Here is a 22,046-nt window from a genome sequence, read left to right as displayed (position 1 = left end):
CTTAAACGCCGACGCCGAACGAGCCGGCCAGCGGGCCGAGGCCGCCCTTGAAGCCCTGGCCGACGGCCTTGAACTTCCAGTCGCCGCCGTTGCGGTACACCTCGCCGAAGATCATGGCCGACTCGGTCGAGCTGTCTTCCGACAGGTCGTAGCGGGCGATCTCGGTGTTGGTGGCGCCGTTGACGGTGCGGATGAAGGCCTTCTGCACCATGCCGAAGTTCTGGCGGCGGGCGTCGCCCTCGTGGATGGTGGCGCAGATGGCGATACGGTCGACGTCGGCCGGCACGCGGGTCAGGTCGATGGTGACGGTTTCGTCGTCGCCGGCGCCGTCGCCGGTGCGGTTGTCGCCCGAGTGGGCCACCGACTGGTCGGTCGATTTCAGGTTGTTGTAGAAGATGAAGTCGAGGTCGTTACGCACCTTGCCATCCGCTTTCAGCAGGAAGGCCGAGCCGTCCAGGTCGAACGGGCTGCCATCGGTGCTGCGCACATCCCAGCCCAGGCCGACCACGATTTTGCTCAGGCCAGGCGCTTCCTTGCTCAGATTGACGTTGCCGCCTTTTTGCAGACTGATTGCCATTTGTATTGCTCCTTCAATGAAAACCGGACTTGGTCCTGCAGGCGGCGAGCCGTTGTCCGTAATGAACGGCCCGCCGAATTCTTTATGCCGCCACGGCCAGCGCGGCCTGCTTGCGGCGGTGGCGCACCGACGACCACACCGATGCCGCGATGAAGGCCACGCCGATCAGGCCGGTGAAGATCTCGGGCACATGGAACTTCATGCTGGCCAGCATGATCGCCGCCAGGATGCCGATCGCGTAGTGGGCGCCGTGCTCCAGGTACAGGAACTGGTCCAGCGTGCCCTTGCGCACCAGGTATATCGTCATCGAGCGCACGAACATCGCGCCGATCGCCAGGCCCAGCATGATGATCACGACGTCGGTGGTGATGGCGAACGCGCCGATCACGCCGTCAAAGCTGAACGATGCATCGAGCACTTCCAGGTACAGGAAGCCGCCAATACCGCCGCGCTTGACCATCTCGCCGACATTGCTGCCGCCCTCCTCTTCCTTTTCCAGCAGCGTGCTGATGCTGTCGACGCCGACGTAGATCAGGATGCCCCACAGGCCCGAGATCAGCACCACCAGCTTCTGGCCTTCCGCCACCAGGCCCATGCAGCCGAGCAGCACGCCGATGGCGATCATCACCGAGATCGATGAGACCTTGCCGAGCGAGCCGAGTTTCTTCTCGAAGTTGCCCAGCCAGTGGGTTTCCTTGTCCTCGTCCAGCAGGAAGTTGAGGAACACCAGCAGCAGGAACATGCCGCCGAAGGCCGCCACTTCAGCGTGGTGGTCGGTCAGGTGCTTCGAGTAGGTTTGCGGGTCGTTCAGCGCCAGCGTCCACACCTGGGCGATGCTGATGTCGGCGGCCACCGCCACGATCACCAGCGGGAACACCAGCCGCATGCCGAACACGGCGATGATGATGCCGACGCCGAGGAACAGCTTTTGCCAGTATTCATCCCAGTTCTTCAGCACCGAGGCGTTGACCACCGCGTTGTCAAACGACAGCGACACTTCCATCGCCGCCAGGATCAAGGCAATGCCAAAGGCCGACAGCGCGCCGCCGACGCCCGCCAGTTCGTAGCCCCACCAGGCGGACAGGCCGAGGCAGATAAAGCTGACGATGAAAGAGATTCTGAAGTGCTGCATCCCGTGCTTTCGTTGTTATGTTATTGAGTGGGCGAGTGTAAAGAAAAACGGCATATTGAAAAATAGAAGATAATTGAAGTATTACTTCATAAAAACCGAAGATGAAAACCAGCGGACTCAATTTCAGGCACCTGTATTTTTTCTGGATGGTGGCGCGCGAAGGCGGCGTCACCCGTGCCGCCGAGCGGCTGGGGCTGGCGGTGCAGACGGTCAGCATGCAGATCGCGTCGCTCGAACAATCGGTCGGCAAGCAGCTGCTGGAGCCCCAGGGACGGCGGCTGGTGCCGACTGAGGCGGGACGGCTCGCGCTCAGCTATTGCGACCAGATCTTCGCGCTCGGCGACAAGTTGCAGGAGGCGCTGGACGAAGCGGAAACCGGCAAGATGCGGCTCAGCGTCGGCATCTCCGACTCGCTGCCGAAGCTGATCGCCTTCCGCCTGCTGCAGGCGACGCAGCAGCTGGACACGCGCGTGCACCTGGTCTGCATGGAGGATGAGTTCGAGAACCTGCTGGCCGACCTCGCGCTCGGCAAGCTGGACGTGGTGCTGACCGACCGCACGGTGCGCGCCGGCGGCAGCCTGAAGGTGTTCAGCCACCTGCTCGGGGAAAGCGGCATGAAGCTGTTCGGCGCGCCGAAGCTGGCGCGCAAATACCGCCGCCACTTCCCGCACAGCCTGCAAGGCGCGCCGCTGCTGCTGCCGACCCGCAACAACGCGCTGCGCGGCCGCATCGACGCCTGGCTGCTGGAGCAGAAGGTGCGGCCCGAGGTCGTCGCCGAGTTCGAGGACAACGCCATGCTCAACACCTTCGGCCGCAACGGCCTCGGCCTGTTCTTCGCGCCGTCGGCGCTGGCGCAGGACATCGAGGAGCAATTCGGCGCGGTGCTGGTCGGCGACGTGCCCGAGCTGCGCGAACACTTCTACGCCATCTCCAACGCCCGCAAAATCACCCACCCGGCCATCGAGGCCATCCTCAACGAGGTGCACAGCGGCTTGTTCGCGTGAGCGCGCATCGGACGATAAAAGTTAATAAATCCGTCAAACTGCCGCGCATTTATCGGGTTTTCAGCGCACCAGTTTCACGCAGATTCAGCCGCAGTCGTTTAAGATGGTGGTTTCAACTACGGAATACCGCCGCTCGGCCCCTATGCAAAACGTCCTGCTTGTCGTTCTCGCCCTGTTTTTGGTTGCTTTGAACGGTTTCTTCGTCGCTGCCGAGTTCGGCATCGTCACTCTGCGAAAAACGCGTGTCCGCGCCATCGCCAAAACGCAAGGATTAAAGGGGCGCATCCTCGGCAAGGTCCACGGTGAGCTGGACGCCTACCTGTCCGCCTGCCAGCTCGGCATCACGCTGGCCTCGCTGGGCCTGGGCTGGGTCGGCGAGCCGGCCTTCGCCAGCCTGCTGGAGCCGCTGCTGCACGCGATCGGCGTCACCTCGCCGGAATTGATCCACGGCATCGCCTTTATTTTCGCCTTCGGCGTCATTTCCTTCCTGCACATCGTGGTCGGCGAGCTGGCGCCGAAGTCGCTGGCGATCCGCATGCCGGAAGTGATCGGCCTGTGGAGCGCGATCCCGCTGTACGGCTTTTACTGGCTGATGTACCCGTTCATCTACCTGCTCAACGCCAGCGCCAATATGGTGCTGCGCGCGGCGGGCCTGGCCGGCAAAGGCGGTCACGACAGCCACTATTCGGTGGAAGAGCTGAAACTGATCCTGCGCACCAGCCAGCCGGGCGAGAAGTTCAACCAGGACGAGCGCAACATCCTGGCCCATTCGCTGGACTTCAGCGACCTGGCCGTGTCCGACCTGATGCGCCCGATCAACGAGGTGATCAGCCTGCACGCGGGCCGCTCGCTCAAGGACAACCTCGACACCATGCTGCGCAACCGCTTCAGCCGCTATCCGTACTACGACAAGGATGGCGAAACCGTGCTGGGCGTGGTGCACCTGAAGGACTTGTTCTTCGCCATGCAGTCGGGCCGGCCGATCGCCGACTTGCTGGCCTTCCTGCGCCCGGTCGAGACGATTTCCGCCCGCACCCCGGCGCTCGAGCAGTTCCGCCGCTTCCGCGACGGCGCGCCGCACTTCGCGCTGATCGGCGAGAAAGGCAAGCGCCCGGTCGGCTTCATCACCCTCGACAACCTGCTGGGCGCGATGGTCGGCGAAATCCACGACGAGTTCCGCCTCAACGAGAACGACTGGCTCAAGCAGCCGGACGGCACGCTGATCGGCAAGGCCAGCCTGCCGATCTTCTCGCTGGAGCGCATGCTGGGCATCGATATCGAGAACGAGGAACTGGGCATGGAGGAAGTCGAATCGGTCGGCGGCCTGATCATGCTGAAGCTGGGCGACATCCCGAAACAGGGCCAGCGCATCAGCTTCCGCAACTTCGACATCGTCGCCAAGAAGATGAACGGCCCGCGCATCCTGCTGGTCAAAGTCATCCCGAAGGATGACACCGAGGACAACGCCGACCAGGACTAAGCTAGGGCTGGGCCTCGGTCTTGAGTTCGTCGCCGGTCCACTTGCGCAGCAGGCCCAGGCCCACCGCCAGCAAGGTCGGGCCGATGAACAGGCCGACGAAGCCGAACGCCAGCACGCCGCCCATCACGCCCAGCAGCACCAGCGCAAACGGCAGGCTGCTGCCGCGCGAGATCAGCAGCGGCTTGATCACGTTATCGACGCCGCTGATGACGAACATCCCCCAGAAGAACATGAAGATGGCCCAGCCGGTGTCGCCGTGGTTGAACAGCCAGATGGTGGCCGCGCCCCAGATCAGCGGCGGCCCGACCGGGATCAGCGAGAACAAAAAGGTCGCCACCGACATCAGCGTCACGGCCGGCACGCCGGCGATCAGGAAGCCGACGGCGGCCACCACCGCCTGCGCCAGCGCGGTGCCGAGGATGCCGTACATGACGCCGCGCACGGTGCGGCTGACGGTGTCGGCGACGATCACGCTTTGCTCGCCGATCAGCTTGTCCATGCCGGACGCCAGCGCGTAAATGATGGCCTGGCCGTCGCGGTACAGGAAGAAGCTGACAAACACTGCCAGGCTGACCTGGGCCACGCCCGAGCCCAGCACCATGCCGCCGCCCAGCAGCAGGCGGCGTCCCGGCTCCAGCAGGTTGCGGGCGGCGTCGAGCAGCTCGTCGCGGCCGTGCAGCAGCGTGTTCAGATAGGTTTCGATGGCCTCGCCGACCAGCGGGATGTCGCGGAGCCACGCCGGCGCGTTCAGCGTGCCGCTGCCGAGGCCGGCCTTGATCTGGTCGTAGTAGGAGGTGGCGTTGTCGGCGATGTTCCAGGTCACCAGCGTCAGCGGCACGATGATCAGCAGCGTCAGGCCGACGCTCATCACCAGCGCGGCGATGGTGCGGCGTCCCTTCAACCGCGGCAGCAGGCGCAAATACAGCGGCCAGCTGGAGATGGTGATGGCGGCGGCGAACAGGATCGCCGCCAGGAACGGCCGCAGCACGATCAGGCAGCCGATCACCAGCAGGATCACGGCGGCCAGGCGGGTGAACGGTTGGAAGCGCTGTTTCATGCGGCCGCCCGGCGATCAGGACAGCAGCAGCTTGATGTCGTGCACGGCCGGTCCCGTGCCCTGGCCCGGCCGCAGCAGCAGGCGCAGCTTGCCCTGCTTGTCGAACACGTAGCTGGCGGCGGTGTGGTCGATCGAGTAGTTGTCCTTGCTGCTGCCCTCGACCTTGTTATAGATGACCTTGAATTCCTTGCCGACCGCGGCGGTTTGTTCGGCGCTGCCGTACAGGCCGAGGAAGCGCTTGTCGAAGGCCGGCACGTATTCGGCCAGCAGCTGTTGCGTGTCGCGCTGCGGGTCGACGGTGACGAACAGCACTTGCACCTGCTCGGCTTGCGGGCCGAGCTGCTTCATCACTTCGGACATTTCGGCCATGGTGGTCGGGCAGACGTCCGGGCACTGGGTGTAGCCGAAGAACATGACCACGACTTTGCCCCTGAAGTCGGCCATGGTGCGTGGCTTGCCGTGGTGGTCGGTGAGCGCGAAGTCCCTGGCGAAGGTGGCGCCGGTCAGGTCGGTGCTCTGGAACGCCTGCCTGGGCGCTTCGGCTGCTTTCTCGCCGCAGGCGGACAACAGGGAAACAGCGATCAGTGCGAGCGCGAGAACTTTTTCATCAAGAGTGGTCTTTCAGTTGAACTTGTTTCGGCCCACGCCGGTCTAACCCGCATGATGCCATTATCACCGCTTAAATACTGCTTAAGAGGCAATCATGAACGAAAGTGACGCCAAAGAAAAGATTCGCGCCGCGATCCGCCATTCAAAAGAGGTTTGGCACACGGCCTCCGACCTCGCGACGGAGACAGGTATCCCGCTGGAGACCACGTTGAGCTTGCTTGAAACAAGCGGCTCCTTCCTTCGCGCCTATCATACCAACCGGCTGGGACAGTCGGTCTTCTCGACCAGAGAAAAATACCTCGCAGATCTGCCTTGGCGCAGTCGATTGCTGGATTTACTGGCTAATAAAGTCGGGGTCTGACATGTTGCCCATCGAGCCTATGACCACAATGCAGCTGGTCGCCATTGCAGGTGTCGGCGGCCCATCGGGCTCAGCATCTCCTCTACGCTACAGGCCATGGTTGCAAAAGCTACAGCGCCGCCATTACCGCCATCGAACGAGGCCCGTGAATAACGCTATTCAGATTTTGACGTAATGGTCGACCAGCAGGGCCAGGAACAGCAGGCCGAGGTACATGATCGACCAGGCGAACGCTTTGCGGGCGATCAGGTCGGTGTAGTGGCGGTAGATTTTCCACGAGTGGTGCAGGAACACGGCGTTCAGGATCACCGCGCTGACCAGGTAGATCAGGCCGGTCATCTGCACCGCATACGGCAGCAGCGTGGTCGCCGCCAGCGCGATCGAGTACAGCCAGACGTGGAACTGCGTGAACTGCATGCCGTGCGTGACCGGCAGCATCGGCAGGCCGGAGCGCGCATAGTCGTCGCGGCGGTACAGCGCCAGCGCCCAGAAATGCGGCGGCGTCCAGACAAAGATAATCATCACCAGCAGCCACGCCTCCATCGGCACATCGTTGGCCACCGCCGCCCAGCCCAAGGCCGGCGGCATCGCGCCCGACAGGCCGCCGATGACGATGTTCTGCGGCGTCGCCGGCTTCAGGATCATCGTGTAGATGATCGCGTAGCCGAGGAAGGTCACAAACGTCAGCCACATGGTCAGCGGATTGACCAGCGTGTACAGCACCCACATGCCGGCGCCGCCGATCACCAGCGCAAACATCACCGTCTGCATGACGGTGATGTCGCCAGCGCCATCGGCCGCCGCGCGGTGCGCGCCATGCGGGCGTCGATCTCGCGCTCGGCCAGGCAATTGACGGCGAACGCCGCGCCGGTCAGCAGCCAGATCCCCACCGTTGCATACAACACCAGCGCCAGCGACGGCAGCCCCTCCGGGGTGCCGAGGAACATGCCAATAATGGCAACGAACACGGCCATCATGGTGACGCGCGGCTTGGTCAGCGCCCAAAATTGCGCGGCGCGGCTCTGGTGTGGTTTGCTTACGGTTTGCGTGGTCATGAGAGAAACTTAATCAATGCCGTACCGTCGACGCCGGAGGATGGGCAGAGCCTGATGCTGCCTTTTTTGCAATGTCGTACTGGTACTTAGCCTTGTAGTTTAACATGGTCAGCAACAGGACGAGCAGCGCCGCGCCGGCGTTGTGCAATACAGCAATGGTCAGCGGGAAGCTCAGGTAGATGGTCGCCAGCCCGGTAACGATCTGCGCGCCCAGCACCAGCGCGATATTGCGCGCGACTTTATGCAGCGCATCGTGGCCCCAGGCGCGCCACGCGGCGTAGCCGGCCACGACCGCCACCAGCAGGCCGAAATTGCGGTGCACCCAGTGGATGGCCGTCAGCGCCGAGAACGGCAGATAGTGGCCGGCGGCCGTCTTGCCAAGCTCGCGCCACAGCGTAAAGCCGTGCTCGAAGTCCATCTCCGGTATCAGCTTGCCGTTGCACAGCGGGAAGTCGGTACAGGCCAGCGTGGCGTAATTGGTGCTGACCCAGCCGCCCAGCGCCAGCTGCACCAGCACGATCGCCGCCGCCACGCCCGCCAGGATGCGGATCTTGCGCATCGCCGGCGGCGAGGCGCTGACCACGGTGCGCGGCGAAATCAGATGGTTCTGGCGGCCGCCGTACCACACCAGCATCGCCAGCAGGCCCATGCCCAGCAGCAGGTGGATGGTGACGATCACCGGTTGCAGCTTCAGCGTCACGGTCCAGGCGCCGAACGCGCCCTGCAGGCAGACGAAGAAGAACAGCGCGGTCGGCATCCACGGCGCGTACTCGGCGCGCGTGCCCTTCGACTTGCGCCACTGGTACCAGGCCTGCGCCATCATCGCCACGATCAGCACGCCGATGGTCATCGCCAGGTAGCGGTGGATCATCTCGACCCAGGCCTTGAACACCGTCACCGGGCCGTGCGGCATCAGCGTCTCGGCCGCAACAATCTGCTCGTGCGCGATGAAGGGGTTGGCCGCGCCGTAGCAGCCCGGCCAGTCCGGGCAGCCGAGGCCGGAATCGGTCAGGCGGGTGAACGCGCCAAACACGATCAGGTCGAAGGTGATGAACACGCAGACCCACACCAGCTTGCGGTACTTGTTGGCGTCCGACGAGGTCCAGACGATGGCGGCCGGCAGCAGCGCGATCAACAGCGCCGTGATGGCCATTTGGGCAAGAGTGAGATGCATAATACGTTTAACCTATGGCGGAAGCCTTCAACAATTTCGCGATGTCCTTGTGGACCCGCTTGACCTTCTCGACGTCGCTCGACACCGCCCCTTTCGGGAAGCGCATCATCAGGTTACCCAGCGGGTCGATCAGGTACACATGGTCGGCCGCGCGGTCGCCGGCGCCCTGCTCCAGCGGCAGCCACTTTTCCAGCGTGGCGGCCGGCGCGCGCAGCATGCGGGTGCCGTCGTTCACCCGCAGCAGCATGGTTTCCAGCGGCTGATCGTCGGTGATCATCCACACCCGCTCGATGCGGTCGGCCTCCTTGCCCTGCATGGTGCGCAGCTGGCGCATGGCAAACAGCTGGTCCTGGCAATCGGCGCCGCAGTCGGACGGGCCGACCTTGAGCATGATCCACTTGCCCTTGTAGTCTTCCAGCCGCGCCGGCTTGCCGTCCAGCGTGGTGCTGGCCATGGCCGGAATCGGGTACGCGCGCGGATCGATCAGCGCACCGTAATTGGTCTGCCCGCCTTTCGGCTTGATGACGTAATACGTGAAGTATGAGGCAATCAGCGGCGCCGCGCAGACCGCCAGCACCCCCAGCAGCTTCCAGCGACCACGACCCGGTTTATTTGGTTTTTCCACGTCTGAACCCGTTCACCACAAAAAAGATAACGGCCATCGCCGACAGTGCATACCACTGGAAGGCATAGCCCTGATGTTTCTCCACGCCCAGCGACGGCGCCGGCCAGTCGCGCACCATCTGCGCGTCGTCGCCCGACGGCTGCGCCGGCGCGCCCTGCTCCAGCACGAACGGCTGCATGGTCAGGCCGCTGTCCTTGGCCAGCTGCAGCGGATCGGCGTTCTGCACGATGGCGTGGGGCGTCAGCGGCGGCGCCGTGCCCAGCTCCATCACGTGGCCGGCGTTGTGGCGGGCGATGCCGTGCAGCGTGACCGTGCCGTCCGGCGTGGCGTAAGCCGGCAGCTTGTCGCGTACCCGCGGGTCGCGCGGCAGCCAGCCGCGCGCCACCAGCACGTGCATGTCCGATCCCGCTATTTTAAACGGCATCAGCAAATAGAATCCGGCCCGCCCCTGGTACGGGCGGTTGTCGAGATACACCGGCCAGTCGCGCACGAACACGCCGCTGACGGTGACGCGGCGCCAGGCGACAGTGTCCGCTGCAATCGGCGCGCCGTCCAGCACCAGCGGCGCCGATTGCGCCCCCTGGGACAATTTGTCCTGCAACGCGGTCTTTTCCTCGGCCCGGCGCGATTGCCAGTTGCCGAGTTGTACACCGAGCGCCACCACCAGCACCGTGGCGACCAAAGGGATCAATTTAAAGCGGAACGCCATTACAATGGAACCTTAATCAAATCGCCACTCCACATGACATGAAAATTGCCGTCGCCATCGCATTTGTCCTGATCATCGGCAGCCTCGGGGCGGCATTCTTTTTCCTGCTGCGCGACAAGGGCCGCAGCAACAACACGGTGCGGGCGCTGGCGGTGCGCGTGGCGCTGTCGATCACGCTGTTTTTGCTGATACTGCTCGCCTACAAGCTAGGGTACATCCAGCCGACCGGCATCCGCAACGGATAAAAAAACCGCCGTCGTTCCCGCGCAGGCGGGAACCCATGCTGGCTGTGCGCGGCAAGCTCAGTATGGATTCCCGCCTGCGCGGGAATGACGGCGTTGGCGGAATGCGGGCCAGCCTACATCCAGTACACCACCACGTACAGGCCCAGCCAGACCACATCGACAAAGTGCCAATACCAGGCCGCGCCCTCGAAGGCAAAGTGGTGGTCCGGCGTGAAGTGTCCCTTCAGCACGCGGTACAGCACCACCGACAGCATGATCGCGCCCATCGTCACGTGGAAGCCGTGGAAACCGGTCAGCATGAAGAAGGTGGAACCGTAGATGCCCGAAGTCAGCTTCAGGTTCAAGTCGGTGTAGGCGTGATAATACTCATAGCCCTGGAAGCCCATAAAGGTCGCCCCCAGCAGCACCGTGGCAAACAGCCACAACGCCGTCTGCGCGCGATGGCCGGCGCGCAGCGCGTGGTGGGCGATGGTCAGCGTCACGCCCGAGGTCAGCAGCAGCGCCGTGTTGATGGTCGGAATCGGGAACGGCCCCATGGTGCGGAACTCTTCCACCGTGCCGGCCGGGCTGGCGCCGGCCCATTGCGCGGCGAAATCCGGCCAGATGAATTTATGATCGAGGTCGCCCAGCCACGGCAGCGTGATGGTGCGCGCGTAGAACAGCGCGCCGAAGAAGGCGCCGAAGAACATCACCTCGGAAAAGATGAACCAGCCCATCGACCAGCGGTAGGAATGGTCGATGCGCTGGCTGTACAAGCCGCCCTCGGATTCCTTGATGGCGTCGCCGAACCAGAAGTACAGCACGACCAGCGTGCCGACGATGCCGACGCCGTTGGCGGCCGGCCCCCAGGACACGTCGTTGACCCAGGCCGAGGCGCCGATCATCGTCACCAGCAGCGACAGGCCGGCCAGCAGCGGCCAGCGCGACGGGCCCGGTACGAAGTAGTACGGCGCGGCGCCGCCATGCGATCCTGTTGAACTCATCTTCATCTCCCTATTCACTATGTGGCTACTACCAGTTTGACGATTGTTATCAGTAATCCGATGAATGCCGCGGCGGCCAGCAGCGCCGCGATGATGACGTGCAGCGGGTTCAGTCCCTGCTGGTTGTCGGCGTCGAAATCGCGCTTGCGGCGCAGCCCCACAAACGACCACAGCACGGCCTTCAGCGAGTACAGGAAGCCGGGCTTGTCGGCCATCACCGCACCGCCGCCGACTTGACCAGGCCGCCGCCGACTTCAAAGAAGGTGTACGACAGCGTGATGGTCTTCACCTCCCTGGGCAGCTTCGGATCGATGTAGAACACCACCGGCATCTGCCGCGCCTCGCTGGCCTTCAGCGTTTGCTGCTGGAAGCAGAAGCACTCCACCTTCATGAAATACGGCGTCGCGTTCTGCGGCGCGTAGCTCGGTATCGCCTGCGCGTTCATCTCGCGCTTTTGCGTGTTGACCACTTCGTACATCACCGTGTTCAGCTCGCCCGGATGGACCGTCATGCTGGCCTGCGTCGGCCGGAAGCGCCATGGACCCTGGGCGTTGCCGTCGAACTCGATGGTGACGCTGCGGCTCTTGTCGACCTGCGTGTTCTTGTCGTACTCGACAGTGCCGTCCTTCTGCGTCAGCACGTTCAGCCCCAAGACTTCGCAGATCTGGCGGTAGAACGGGTTGAGCGCGTAGGCGAAACCGAACATCAGCACCGCGAACACGGCCAGCTTGAGGAGCAGTGTGCGGTTGCCCATGTCAGCTCAGCCAGAGACGCTTGACGAACACCGAGGCGAAGAAAAACACCACCAGCGCGCCCAGGATCAGGGCGGTGCGCAGGTTGCCGGGTTTGCGTTGGCCGCTCATGCTTATTTGAACTGCGGTGGCGTTTCGAACGTGTGGAACGGCGCCGGCGACGGCACGGTCCACTCCAGGCCCTCGGCGCCTTCCCATGGCTTGGCCTCGGCCTTCTTGCCGCCGCGGATGGTCGGCAGGATCACGCAGAACAGGAAGAACACCTGCGACAGGCCGAAACCGAAGGCGCCGATCGAGGCGACCGTATTCCAGTCGGTGAACTGCGCCGAATAGTCGGCATAGCGGCGCGGCATGCCGGCCAGCCCGAGGAAGTGCATCGGGAAGAAGGTAATGTTGAAGGTGATCAGCGACAGCCAGAAGTGGGTCTTGCCCATCGTCTCGTTGTACATGTGGCCGGTCCACTTCGGCGCCCAGTAGTAGAAGCCGGCAAACAGCGCGAACAGCGAGCCGGCCACCAGCACGTAGTGGAAGTGCGCCACCACGTAGTAGGTGTCCTGCAGCTGGATGTCGATCGGCGTCACCGCCAGGATCAGGCCGGTGAAGCCGCCGATGGTGAACACGAAGATGAAGCCGACCGCGAACAGCATCGGCGTTTCAAACGTCATCGAGCCGCGCCACATGGTGGCGATCCAGTTGAACACCTTGACGCCGGTCGGCACCGCGATCAGCATGGTGGCGTACATGAAGAACAGCTGCGAGGTCACCGGCATGCCGGTGGTAAACATGTGGTGCGCCCAGACGATGAACGACAGGATGGCGATCGAAGCGGTGGCGTACACCATCGAGGCGTAGCCGAACAGCTGCTTGCGGGCGAACGCCGGCAGGATCTGCGAGACGATGCCGAACGCCGGCAGGATCATGATGTACACCTCCGGGTGGCCGAAGAACCAGAAGATGTGCTGGTACATCACCGGGTCGCCGCCGGCGGCCGCGTTGAAGAAGGTGGTGCCGAAGTGGCGGTCGGTCAGCGTCATGGTGATGGCGCCGGCCAGCACCGGCATCACGGCGATCAGCAGGTAGGCGGTGATCAGCCAGGTCCAGCAGAACATCGGCATCTTCATCAGCGTCATGCCGGGCGCGCGCATATTGAGGATGGTGACGATGATGTTGATCGAGCCCATGATCGACGACGCGCCCATCAGGTGCATGGCGAAGATCGCCATGTCCATGCCCGGCCCCATTTGCGTCGACAGCGGCGCGTACAGCGTCCAGCCGGCGGCGGTGGCGCCGCCCGGCACCAGGAACGAGGTGGCCAGCAGGATCGCCGCCGGCGGCAGCAGCCAGAACGAGAAGTTGTTCATGCGCGCGAACGCCATGTCGGAGGCGCCGATCTGCAGCGGAATCATCCAGTTGGCGAAGCCGACGAAGGCCGGCATGATGGCGCCGAACACCATCACCAGGCCGTGCATGGTGGTCAGCTGGTTGAAGAACTCGGGCTGGAAGAATTGCAGGCCGGGCTTGAACAGCTCGGTGCGTATCATCAGCGCCAGCACGCCGCCGGACAGCAGCATGGTGAACGAGAACCACAGGTATAGCGTGCCGATATCCTTGTGGTTGGTGGCGAACAGCCAGCGCGCGGCGCCATGCGGATGGTCGTGCGCGTGATCATGATCGTGGCCGTGATCCAAAGTAGTAGTGCTCATCTGTAATGCTCCTGATTACTTACGTGCAGCCACGATTTCGGCTGGTTGAACGATGTTTTCGGCGGCTTTGTTCGTCCAGCTATTGCGGGTGTAGGTGATGACAGCCGCGATATCCGTATCCGACAGTTGTTTCCAGCCAGGCATCTCGGTAGGATATTTCCCACTCTTCTTACCGTGCAGCAGCACGTTGATTTGTTCACCCTTAGGCCCGTTGACCACTGCCGAGCCGTCCAGCGGCGCGAACATGCCCGGCGTGCCGCGGCCGTTGGCCTGGTGGCAGGCCACGCAGTTGGCGGCGTAGACTTTCTCGCCCTTGGTTTTCAGCTCGTCGAGGGTCCAGGTCTTGGTCGGATCGTCGGCCAGCGCGGCCATTTCTTTCTTCTTGGCATTGACCCAGGCGGTGTATTCCTCATCGGTCACCACGCGCACCACGATCGGCATGAAGGCGTGCTCCTTGCCGCACAGTTCCGAGCAGTAGCCGCGGAAGGTGCCGGTGTGTTCGGACTTGAACCAGGTGTCGCGCACGAAGCCGGGAATCGCGTCCTGCTTGACGGCGAAGGCCGGGATCGACCACGAGTGGATGACGTCGTTTGCGGTGGTGATCAGGCGGATCTTGCGCTTGACCGGCACCACCACCTCGTTATCGACTTCCATCAGGTAGTTGTCGCCGCGCGCCTCGGTCGGCTGGAAGCCCGGCGCGCCCACCTGCGAACGCGGCGTCGACAGGTTGGACAGGAAGCTGATGCCCTCGCCCTCGCCCTTCAGGTAGTCGTAGCCCCACTTCCACTGCATGCCGGTGACCTTGATGGTGATGTCGGCGTTGGAGGTGTCCTTCATGCCGACCACGGTGCGGGTGGCCGGCAGCGCCATGCCGATGACGATCAGGAAGGGCACGATGGTCCAGGCCACCTCGACGGCGGTGGATTCGTGGAAGGTGGCCGGCTTGTGGCCGAGCGACTTGCGGTGCTTGAAGATGGAATAAAACATCACGCCGAACACGGCGACGAAGATGACCAGGCACACCGCCATCATCCAGTTGTGCAGGTCGTAGACTTGGGAAGCGATTTCGGTGGCGGGCGGCTGCAGGTTCAATGCACGGTCGGTGGGCCCGCCGGTGCCGCCAGTCGCGGCGGTGTAGGTCCCTGTTGCGGTGTCAGCTGCCCACGTTGGCATGCCGGCGGCCAGCATGGCCAGCCCCAGCATCAACGCTTGAAGTCGCTTCGCATATGTCATGTTTTCCCCAACTGCCCAAGAAATTAAAATATTTTTTAACGTCTTACCGGCAATCGGTGAACTGAACCGGCGACGCTCCTTAAACAACAACGCCGCGCCGGCATGGTCCGGCGCGCGATTTCTGCTTAATGCAACTGCTCGTTCGTGCTCGATGTAACCCGTGTTTGCCATGGTGGCAAAGTTAGTGATTGATTATATAGAACAAAAACGTGGCACATCAAGCAATAAACTATTGTTGTTGCCCCCCAGCTTTACGCCGCAAGGCAACATGAACCCCGCCTTCAGCGCGGCTTGCGCGGCGGCTCGAAACGGATGATCGCTTCGCCCTTGGAAGTGAGCTTCGGCGCCGGCCGGAAGGCGTGGCCGTAGATAACTTCAAGGTCAGCCCCAGCTTGCCGTCGCTGCGGCGGCCGCGCTCCAGCGTCTCCAGCATGCGTTGCCAGGCCGCCTTGCCCATCATGCTGCGGCGCAGCGTGGTGAGCGGATTGCCGCCCAGCGCGCGCACGTCGGACAACAACGCTTGCGCCGTATCGTAGGTTACCGTGATGGTTTCCATGTCCAGCACCGGCGTCGAAAAACCGGCTTCGACCAGTTGATCGCCAAAATCGTGCATGTCGACGAAGGGCAGCACGTGCGGCGCCAGGTCGGCCTCGGCAAAAGCGGCGCGCAGTTCGCGCAGCGAATCCGGGCCGAAGGTCGAAAACATCAGCAGGCTGTTCACACGCAGCACGCGGCGCCACTCGGCAAACACGCGGTCCGGCTGCGGATGCCAGTGCAGCGCCAGATTCGACCACACCAGATCCAAAGAGTTCGGTCCCAGCGGCAAATCGGCAAAATCGCCGCATAGCAGGTCGACGCCGCTTTTCGACGGCAGCAGCTTGCTCAGCAACTGATTCAGTGACGATTGCCTGGCGCCCGGTCCCTGCGCGGCGTGCAGCATGGCTTCGGCGGCGTCCAGGCCCAGGATCTGGGCGGTGGGATACGATTTTTGCAACAAGGGCAGATCGGCGCCGGTTCCGCAACCGGCGTCCAATACGCGCGAAGGCGCTATTTTAATCAATTCCAGGCGATCGAACATGCGCGATGATATTTCCCGACGCAGAAAATCGGCGGCGGCGATACGCTCGGGACGCGAAAACAGCTTGCGGACGCGCTCCAGGTCGATCGGCGCGCTCAGTTTGGGCGGATTAGCAGGGACTTGCATGGTGATAGGTCGTTGTAATGCGATAATGTCGGCAGTGTACATGGTTGAACGCATACGCGACGGAGGCCGGTGAGGTTTTCACAGTGGAGGCGTGGCATGGATGGCAAGATTCCGGCGGACCGCGGCGGCGCCGCTTTGCTGCATCGGCTGGCGGATCGCTGGCGGCTCCGGCTGCTGGCCCCGCTGCTGAACCGGCTGCTGCCGAACGCCTGCGCCCTGTGCGGCGGCGACAGCGACGGCGCGCTCTGCCCCGGCTGCGAGGCGCAGTTCTTCGGCCCCGCAGCCGCCATCCCCCGCTGCGCCTGCTGCGCCAACCCGCTGCGCGGCGCGACGGCGGCCGACGCCTTGGACAGCGCGGCGCTTGGCAGCGGCATCGTGCAGGACGCGCTGCTGTGCGGCGCCTGCCTGCACCAGCCGCCGGCCTTCGACCGCACGCTGGTCGCGGCCGACTACGTGCTGCCGGTCGACCAGTTGGTGCTGCAATTGAAATTCGGCCATCGGCTGGCGCTGGCGCCGCTGTGCGCGCGGCTGCTGCGGGACGCGGTGCTGCGCGAAGCGGCGCGGCGCCCGGACAGCGCGGCCGTGCCAGCCCTGCTCTGCCCGGTCCCGCTGGGCCCGCGCAGGCTGGCCGAGCGCGGCTACAATCAGGCGCTGGAAATCGCCCGGCCACTGGCGCGCGGGCTGGGCATCGCGCTGGCGGCCCGGCTGGTGCACCGGGTACACGAAACCGCCGCCCAGAGCAGCGTCACGCCCGCCGAACGCCAGGCCAACATCGCCGGCGCCTTCGCGATCCCGGACGCCGCCCTGGTGGCAGGCCGCCACATCGGCGTCGTCGACGACGTCATGACCAGCGGCCGCACACTGAACGAACTGGCGGCAACGCTCAAGCGCCACGGCGCCGCGCGGGTGAGCAACTACGTCTTCGCCCGCACGCCGCCGCATTGATTTTAAGAAGGAAGAAAAATGTTCCACGTCGTCCTGGTCCACCCAGAAATTCCGCCGAACACCGGCAATGTCATCCGCCTGTGCGCCAACACCGGCGCCCAGTTGCACCTGATCGAACCGCTCGGCTTCCCGCTGGAAGACGCCAAGCTCAAGCGCGCCGGCCTCGACTACCACGAATACGCGCGCATGAAAGTCCACAAGGACTGGGAAGCCTTCGTGGCCGACACCCAGCCCGATCCGGCGCGCATGTACGCCATGACCACGCACGGCTCGTCGCCGTTCGCGCAATGCCGGTTCCAGCCGGGCGACGTATTCGTGTTCGGCTCGGAAACCGCCGGCCTGCCGCCGGCGCTGCGTGAAAGTTTCCCGCAAGCGCAACGTATCCGCCTGCCGATGCGCCCCGACAACCGCAGCATGAATCTGTCCAACACGGTGGCGGTGGTGGTGTTCGAAGCCTGGCGCCAGAACGGCTACGCCGGCGGCGCCTGAAGCGCGCCGGACGGCGGACGCGCGTGCACCCACACCGCACCGGCCACGCCGGCGGTTAGCAGCACAATCGCCATCAGCTCCAGCGGGCGCGGCGTCTGACGCAGGTAGATAAAGCCGTACAGCAGGCCGAACAGGATTTCGAACAGCAGCAACTGGCCGGACAGCGTCACCGGCACGCGCCGGCTGGCGATATTCCATAGCTGATTGCCGATCACCGACGCGCCCAGCGCCACCAGCGTCACCACGCTCCAGAAGCGCAGCCAGTCGCGCGCGACGCCATCCCCGCCCGGCCCGCCTGCGGCGCCGAACGCATACACGGCCAGCGCCATCGCCAGCGCGACGATGCCGGTGCTGAGTCCGTACAGCCCCGACCATTCGGCGCCGCTGTAGTGCGGATTGCGCTTGAGGAAGCGCGCGTTGTCCACTGCGTACCACGTCCAGCACAGCAGCGCGCCGGACGCGCACAACATGCCCAGCGCCACCACCGGCCATGGCTGGCCGTGGTCGCCGGCGTGCGAGAACACATCGACGTTGATGCAGACGATGCCCGCCGCCACCAGCGCCAGCGGCCACGCCAGCTGACGCAGCGGCAAGGCGCCGTGGTCGCGCCGTCCCAGCAAGGTCACGCTCAATGGCAGCAGGCCAATGATCAGCGAGGCCGCCGCCACGCCCGCCAGTTGCACGCCGGTCGACAGCAGCAGGTAGTAGACCAGGTTGCCGGCCAGCGCGTGCCGCAGCAGCACCTTGCAGTCGTCGCGCGTGAGCCGGCGCAGCAGGCCGCCCAGGCGCGGCGCCAGCAGCAGCAGAGTGATCAATCCGTACGCCAGGTAGCGTCCCAGCGCCAGCTCCAGCGGCGAGAAGTCCGCCAGCCAGCGCGGCATGACAAAAATCGTGCCCCAGAAAGCGCCGGCCGCGACGCCACATAAAATCCCATACCACATAGACCCTCCTTTCAAGGCCCATTGTGGCGGCGCGCTCGCGGCGCGGATTGTGCGGAACTAGCGGATTTTTGTCTGATTCTGCTGCCGGTAGGCCAGCGGCGTGGTCTCGAGCGCGCGCCGCATGGCGTGCGTCAGCGCGCTCTGGTCGGCGTAACCGGCCTGCGTGGCCAGTTGCGCGATGGGCAGCGACGATCCGGCCAGCAGGCGGCAGACGTAGCGCAGCCGCATCGCGCCCAGCCAGGCTTGCGGCGTCGTGTCCAGTTCCTCGCGGAACACGCGGTGCAGGCGGCTGACGCTCAGGCAGGCGACCTCGGCCATGCGGGCGGTATTCCAGGGATGGCCGGGCTGTGCCTCAAAACGGCTCAGCGCCGCTTGCAAGCGCGAGGCTGGCCGGACCGGCTGGCTGGTCAGCGACTCCAGCAGCAGCGGCGTCCAGTGGGCCAGCACGCCGGCGCTGGCGGCGCCCTGCGCTTGCAGCAGGCCCATGAAGTCGATCAGCTTGGCGGCGGCGGGATTGACCGGGGTGAACGGCCGTTGCGCCAGCAGGCCGGCTGTCTCCGGCGCTACGGCGTCGAGGTCGAAGTCGAGGATCAGCGAGGCGTTGGACTGATCGGAGAACTGCGTGTGCACCAGCCCCGGCGCGATGAAGGCGGCGCGCAGCGGATGCAGCACGGCGCCTTGGCCGTTGATATCCAGCGTCAGCTTGCCGCGCAACGGCAGCACCATCTGGGCAAAATCGTGCGCGTCCGAGAACGGAACGTGGTAGCTGCGCAGATCGATTTCGGTGGAAGTCATCGTGCCAGTGTACGCCAATCGTCATTCCCGCGCAGGCGGGAATCCATGCTGAGCGTGCATTCACGCGGCCTATGGATTCCCGCCTGCGCGGGAATGACGGTTAGCGGCGGGCCGCCCAGCTGGCCAGCAGCGCCAGCAGGCCTGCCCCCAATAGCCCGACCAGGATGGTGCAGCCGGCCATCACCGCGGCCGGATTCGGCATGCCATGCACCTCGGCGGCAAACGCCAGCACCACCGCCGCCAGCAGCTGCGCCGGCAGCACGAAACGCAGGTTGCGGAAGGCCCACGGATTGCCGCGCAGCCAGTAGTGGCGCGCCACCATCAGCGGCGGGCCCCACAGCGCCAGCAGGAAGGCCAGCACCGCCACCAGGATCAGGATGATCCTCATTTGAAAGCGCGCACCCTGGTCAGCAGTTTGGTGGTCGAACGGTCGTGCTCGAAGTCGATGGCGACCGCCTGGCCGCCGTAGGCGATCACCGCCTGGCCTTCGGGAATCGCGTCCATCTGGTAGTCGCCGCCCTTGGCGTAGATTTCCGGACGCGCCTGCCGCACCACTTCCAGCGCCGTGTCTTCGTCGAAGTCCACCACCAGGCTCACCGATTCCAGCGCGGCCAGCACCGCCATGCGGTCGGCGCAGGTGTTGAGCGGGCGGTCGTCGCCCTTGCCCAGGCGCTTGACCGAGGCGTCGGTGTTGGCCGCCACCACCAGCGCGGCGCCCAGCGCGCGCGCCTGCGCCAGGTAGGTGACGTGGCCGCGGTGCAGGATGTCGAATACGCCGTTGGTCAGCACCACCGGCTTGGGCAGCGCGGCGACGCGCGCCGCCAGTTGGTCTCGGGTACAGATCTTGTCTTCAAATTCGGGCATGGTGAGTTCTTCAGTTGGGGGCGCTGCGTCGCAGCCGGTAAAACCGCTATTATAAAGTTCGCGCAGCACAGTGCTTGTGGCGGAGGACATACATGCCGGTCCGGCTTACGCTGCGTCATGTTCGGCTACAATAGCCCAACTTGGCGTTCCATTATTGCATCCCTGCATCGCCTGTGTTCAAATACATTCATGACACTGACCGAACTGAAATACATTGTCGCCGTTGCAAGGGCGAAGCACTTCGGACACGCGGCCGAGGCTTGTTACGTCGCCCAGCCGACGCTCTCGGTCGCCATTAAGAAACTCGAAGATGAACTCGGCGTGGTGCTGTTTGAACGGGGCGGCGCCGAAATCTCGGTCACGCCGCTGGGCGCGCAAATCGTCGCCCAGGCCGAGCGCGTGCTCGAACAGACCGCCGCCATCAAGGAGCTGGCCAAGCAGAACAAGGACCCGCTGGCCGGCCCGCTGCGCCTGGGCGTGATCTACACCATCGGCCCCTACCTGCTGCCGCCGCTGGTCAAGGGCATGATCGACAAGGTGCCGCAGATGCCCTTGATCCTGCAGGAGAACTTCACCGTCAAGCTGCTGGAAATGCTGCGCCAGGGCGAGCTGGACGCCGCCATCATGGCGCTGCCGCTGCCGGAACACGGTATGGCCATGCAAGTGTTGTATGACGAGCCGTTCGTGGTGGCGATGCCATCGGCCCATCCTTGGACCAAGCGCAAGAGCATTCCCGCCGACGACCTCAAGACCGAGAACATGCTGTTGCTCGGTAACGGCCACTGCTTCCGCGACCAGGTGCTGGAAGTCTGTCCCGAGATGGCGCGCTTCTCGGCGCCGGGCAACGGCATGCAGCGCACCTTCGAGGGTTCATCGCTGGAAACCATCCGCCACATGGTGGCCAGCGGCATCGGCCTGACCGTGCTGCCGCGCGCCTCGGTGCCGGACCTCAATGCCAAGGATGGCATGCTGCAATTCCGTCCGTTCGACGAGCCGGCGCCGTCGCGCCGCGTGGTCATCGTGTGGCGTAAAAGCTTCACCCGCAAGGCGGCCATCGACGCCGTGTGCGAGGTGGTGGCATCGTGCAACCTGCCCGGCATTACCACCCTCTGCGCCGAGCAGTGACGTCCGGGCCCAGGATTTGCGATAATCACCGCTTTCCTGTATCCCGAAACGACCTATGACCAAGCTGGCGCTCTACCTTCGTCTGATCCGCATGGACAAACCGATCGGCACCGTGCTGCTGCTATGGCCGACCTTGTACGCGATGTGGATCGCCGCCGGCGGCGTGCCGGACTGGCAGTTGCTGGCCATCTTCATCCTCGGCACCTTCCTGATGCGCTCGGCCGGCTGCGCCATCAACGACTACGCCGACCAGGACATCGACAAATTCGTCAAGCGCACCGTCAACCGCCCGATCACCAGCGGCCGCGTCAGCGGCAAGGAGGCGGTGGCGATCGCCGTGGTGCTGACCCTGGTCGCTTTCTGCCTGATCCTGCCGCTGAACGCGCTGACCAAGCAGCTGTCGGTGGTGGCGGTGGTGCTGGCCGGCACCTATCCCTACTTCAAGCGCTTCTTTGCCATCCCGCAGGCCTACCTCGGCATCGCCTTCGGCTTCGGCATCCCGATGGCGTTTGCCGCCATCCAGAACCAGGTGCCGCCGGTGGCCTGGCTGCTGCTGATCGGCAATGTGTTCTGGACCCTGGCCTACGACACCGAATACGCCATGGTCGACCGCGACGACGACCTGAAGATCGGCATCAAGACCTCGGCCATCACCTTCGGCCGCTATGACGTGGCCATCATCATGTTCTGCTACGCCATGCACCTGGCGATCTTGCTGGTGTGCGGCTGGCAGATGGGCCTGCGGCTGTGGTTCGTCGCGGGGCTGGCGGTGGCGGCCGGCATGGCCTGCTACCACTACACGCTGATCCGCAACCGCGAGCGCGATCCGTGCTTCTACGCCTTCCGCCACAACAACTGGCTCGGCGGCGTGGTGTTTGCCGGCGTGGCGCTCGATTACGCGCTGCGCTAGATCAAGCCGGCGCAATTGCGCGCCAAAAAAATGGGGACTTCGCCGATACTGTCGTTTCAACCGACAAACATAGA

At 64.3% G+C, this 22,046-nt stretch carries 25 protein-coding genes and 2 pseudogenes; 8 read left to right on the top strand and 19 right to left on the bottom strand.

Annotated elements, in window-relative coordinates:
• Position 1: 1 nt before the first annotated feature.
• Positions 2 to 577, bottom strand: coding sequence for a TerD family protein (locus tag ACRQ5J_RS06235; protein WP_432381866.1), 576 nt, complete (start codon positions 575 to 577; stop codon positions 2 to 4).
• Positions 578 to 659: 82 nt separating this feature from the next.
• On the bottom strand, positions 660 to 1,709 hold the full coding sequence (locus ACRQ5J_RS06230) for a DUF475 domain-containing protein (protein WP_432381865.1): 1,050 nt from the start codon (positions 1,707 to 1,709) through the stop codon (positions 660 to 662).
• A gap of 101 nt (positions 1,710 to 1,810) precedes the next feature.
• On the opposite strand from ACRQ5J_RS06230, the gene nhaR reads away from it, so the two are divergent.
• Positions 1,811 to 2,713, top strand: a complete 903-nt coding sequence (gene nhaR / locus ACRQ5J_RS06225; RefSeq protein ID WP_432381864.1) for a transcriptional activator NhaR — start codon at positions 1,811 to 1,813, stop codon at positions 2,711 to 2,713.
• A 142-nt stretch (positions 2,714 to 2,855) separates the two neighbouring features.
• Complete coding sequence (locus tag ACRQ5J_RS06220) at positions 2,856 to 4,193, top strand: hemolysin family protein (RefSeq protein WP_432381862.1); 1,338 nt, start codon at positions 2,856 to 2,858, stop codon at positions 4,191 to 4,193.
• A gap of 1 nt (position 4,194) precedes the next feature.
• Here ACRQ5J_RS06220 and ACRQ5J_RS06215 read toward each other — a convergent pair whose 3' ends face one another.
• A complete protein-coding gene (locus ACRQ5J_RS06215) occupies positions 4,195 to 5,250 on the bottom strand; it encodes an AI-2E family transporter (RefSeq protein WP_432381860.1) in 1,056 nt (351 codons plus the stop codon).
• A 15-nt stretch (positions 5,251 to 5,265) separates the two neighbouring features.
• Positions 5,266 to 5,817: an SCO family protein gene (locus ACRQ5J_RS06210; RefSeq protein ID WP_432381858.1), complete on the bottom strand. Its 552-nt coding sequence runs from the start codon at positions 5,815 to 5,817 to the stop codon at positions 5,266 to 5,268.
• Positions 5,818 to 5,953: 136 nt separating this feature from the next.
• On the opposite strand from ACRQ5J_RS06210, the gene ACRQ5J_RS06205 reads away from it, so the two are divergent.
• Complete coding sequence (locus ACRQ5J_RS06205) at positions 5,954 to 6,220, top strand: hypothetical protein (protein WP_432381856.1); 267 nt, start codon at positions 5,954 to 5,956, stop codon at positions 6,218 to 6,220.
• A 159-nt stretch (positions 6,221 to 6,379) separates the two neighbouring features.
• Here ACRQ5J_RS06205 and cyoE read toward each other — a convergent pair.
• The 4 genes and pseudogenes from cyoE to ACRQ5J_RS06185 form a co-directional block, all read right to left on the bottom strand.
• A pseudogene (cyoE, locus tag ACRQ5J_RS06200) lies at positions 6,380 to 7,167 on the bottom strand (heme o synthase).
• A 121-nt stretch (positions 7,168 to 7,288) separates the two neighbouring features.
• Positions 7,289 to 8,449 carry a COX15/CtaA family protein gene (locus tag ACRQ5J_RS06195; RefSeq protein ID WP_432381855.1) on the bottom strand — a complete coding sequence of 387 codons (1,161 nt, stop codon included), beginning with the start codon at positions 8,447 to 8,449 and terminating at the stop codon, positions 7,289 to 7,291.
• A 7-nt stretch (positions 8,450 to 8,456) separates the two neighbouring features.
• Positions 8,457 to 9,074: an SCO family protein gene (locus ACRQ5J_RS06190; RefSeq protein WP_432381853.1), complete on the bottom strand. Its 618-nt coding sequence runs from the start codon at positions 9,072 to 9,074 to the stop codon at positions 8,457 to 8,459.
• Positions 9,058 to 9,789 (bottom strand): SURF1 family protein, encoded by a 732-nt coding sequence (locus ACRQ5J_RS06185; RefSeq protein WP_432383598.1) that lies wholly within the window; start codon positions 9,787 to 9,789, stop codon positions 9,058 to 9,060. Before ACRQ5J_RS06185 ends, ACRQ5J_RS06190 begins: the two co-directional genes overlap by 17 nt.
• Before the next feature lie 32 nt (positions 9,790 to 9,821).
• On the opposite strand from ACRQ5J_RS06185, the gene ACRQ5J_RS06180 reads away from it, so the two are divergent.
• Positions 9,822 to 10,028 (top strand): twin transmembrane helix small protein, encoded by a 207-nt coding sequence (locus tag ACRQ5J_RS06180; RefSeq protein ID WP_432381852.1) that lies wholly within the window; start codon positions 9,822 to 9,824, stop codon positions 10,026 to 10,028.
• A gap of 113 nt (positions 10,029 to 10,141) precedes the next feature.
• Here the strand turns inward: ACRQ5J_RS06180 and ACRQ5J_RS06175 are convergent, their stop codons facing one another.
• From ACRQ5J_RS06175 to ACRQ5J_RS06145, 7 genes and pseudogenes are all read right to left on the bottom strand, one after another.
• The gene (locus tag ACRQ5J_RS06175; protein ID WP_432381850.1) at positions 10,142 to 11,017 is read right to left on the bottom strand and encodes a cytochrome c oxidase subunit 3; all 876 of its coding nucleotides are present in this window, start codon (positions 11,015 to 11,017) and stop codon (positions 10,142 to 10,144) included.
• Positions 11,018 to 11,028: 11 nt separating this feature from the next.
• A complete protein-coding gene (locus ACRQ5J_RS06170) occupies positions 11,029 to 11,226 on the bottom strand; it encodes a DUF2970 domain-containing protein (RefSeq protein ID WP_432381848.1) in 198 nt (65 codons plus the stop codon).
• Complete coding sequence (locus ACRQ5J_RS06165) at positions 11,226 to 11,765, bottom strand: cytochrome c oxidase assembly protein (RefSeq protein ID WP_432381847.1); 540 nt, start codon at positions 11,763 to 11,765, stop codon at positions 11,226 to 11,228. Before ACRQ5J_RS06165 ends, ACRQ5J_RS06170 begins: the two co-directional genes overlap by 1 nt.
• Position 11,766: 1 nt before the next feature.
• On the bottom strand, positions 11,767 to 11,874 hold the full coding sequence (locus tag ACRQ5J_RS06160; RefSeq protein WP_432381845.1) for a cytochrome oxidase small assembly protein: 108 nt from the start codon (positions 11,872 to 11,874) through the stop codon (positions 11,767 to 11,769).
• Positions 11,875 to 11,876: 2 nt separating this feature from the next.
• Positions 11,877 to 13,466: a cytochrome c oxidase subunit I gene (gene ctaD / locus ACRQ5J_RS06155; protein WP_432381843.1), complete on the bottom strand. Its 1,590-nt coding sequence runs from the start codon at positions 13,464 to 13,466 to the stop codon at positions 11,877 to 11,879.
• Between the two features lie 15 nt (positions 13,467 to 13,481).
• On the bottom strand, positions 13,482 to 14,699 hold the full coding sequence (coxB, locus tag ACRQ5J_RS06150; RefSeq protein WP_432381841.1) for a cytochrome c oxidase subunit II: 1,218 nt from the start codon (positions 14,697 to 14,699) through the stop codon (positions 13,482 to 13,484).
• Positions 14,700 to 14,980: 281 nt separating this feature from the next.
• Positions 14,981 to 15,903, bottom strand: a pseudogene (locus tag ACRQ5J_RS06145) (methyltransferase domain-containing protein).
• A gap of 96 nt (positions 15,904 to 15,999) precedes the next feature.
• Between ACRQ5J_RS06145 and ACRQ5J_RS06140 the strand changes: the two are divergent.
• Positions 16,000 to 16,848 carry a phosphoribosyltransferase family protein gene (locus ACRQ5J_RS06140; RefSeq protein WP_432381839.1) on the top strand — a complete coding sequence of 283 codons (849 nt, stop codon included), beginning with the start codon at positions 16,000 to 16,002 and terminating at the stop codon, positions 16,846 to 16,848.
• Between the two features lie 18 nt (positions 16,849 to 16,866).
• Complete coding sequence (gene trmL / locus ACRQ5J_RS06135; protein ID WP_432381837.1) at positions 16,867 to 17,337, top strand: tRNA (uridine(34)/cytosine(34)/5-carboxymethylaminomethyluridine(34)-2'-O)-methyltransferase TrmL; 471 nt, start codon at positions 16,867 to 16,869, stop codon at positions 17,335 to 17,337.
• Here the strand turns inward: trmL and ACRQ5J_RS06130 are convergent.
• From ACRQ5J_RS06130 to rfaE2, 4 genes are all read right to left on the bottom strand, one after another.
• The gene (locus ACRQ5J_RS06130; RefSeq protein ID WP_432381835.1) at positions 17,319 to 18,278 is read right to left on the bottom strand and encodes a DMT family transporter; all 960 of its coding nucleotides are present in this window, start codon (positions 18,276 to 18,278) and stop codon (positions 17,319 to 17,321) included. The two genes, trmL and ACRQ5J_RS06130, sit on opposite strands and share 19 nt — an antisense overlap.
• Before the next feature lie 57 nt (positions 18,279 to 18,335).
• Positions 18,336 to 19,073, bottom strand: coding sequence for a helix-turn-helix domain-containing protein (locus ACRQ5J_RS06125; RefSeq protein ID WP_432381833.1), 738 nt, complete (start codon positions 19,071 to 19,073; stop codon positions 18,336 to 18,338).
• Positions 19,074 to 19,173: 100 nt separating this feature from the next.
• Entirely contained in the window at positions 19,174 to 19,461 is a 288-nt protein-coding gene (locus ACRQ5J_RS06120) for a hypothetical protein (protein ID WP_432381831.1), read from the bottom strand.
• Positions 19,458 to 19,937: a D-glycero-beta-D-manno-heptose 1-phosphate adenylyltransferase gene (gene rfaE2 / locus ACRQ5J_RS06115; protein ID WP_432381829.1), complete on the bottom strand. Its 480-nt coding sequence runs from the start codon at positions 19,935 to 19,937 to the stop codon at positions 19,458 to 19,460. Before rfaE2 ends, ACRQ5J_RS06120 begins: the two co-directional genes overlap by 4 nt.
• A gap of 189 nt (positions 19,938 to 20,126) precedes the next feature.
• On the opposite strand from rfaE2, the gene ACRQ5J_RS06110 reads away from it, so the two are divergent.
• Together ACRQ5J_RS06110 and ubiA are read left to right on the top strand one after the other, a co-directional pair.
• A complete protein-coding gene (locus ACRQ5J_RS06110; protein ID WP_432381827.1) occupies positions 20,127 to 21,062 on the top strand; it encodes a hydrogen peroxide-inducible genes activator in 936 nt (311 codons plus the stop codon).
• A gap of 55 nt (positions 21,063 to 21,117) precedes the next feature.
• On the top strand, positions 21,118 to 21,972 hold the full coding sequence (gene ubiA / locus ACRQ5J_RS06105; RefSeq protein ID WP_432381825.1) for a 4-hydroxybenzoate octaprenyltransferase: 855 nt from the start codon (positions 21,118 to 21,120) through the stop codon (positions 21,970 to 21,972).
• The last annotated feature ends 74 nt before the right edge of the window (positions 21,973 to 22,046 follow it).

The organism is Duganella sp. P38 (assembly GCF_050859475.1).
Lineage (GTDB): Bacteria > Pseudomonadota > Gammaproteobacteria > Burkholderiales > Burkholderiaceae_D > Rugamonas.
This window is presented reverse-complemented; position numbering and strand designations above follow the sequence as displayed.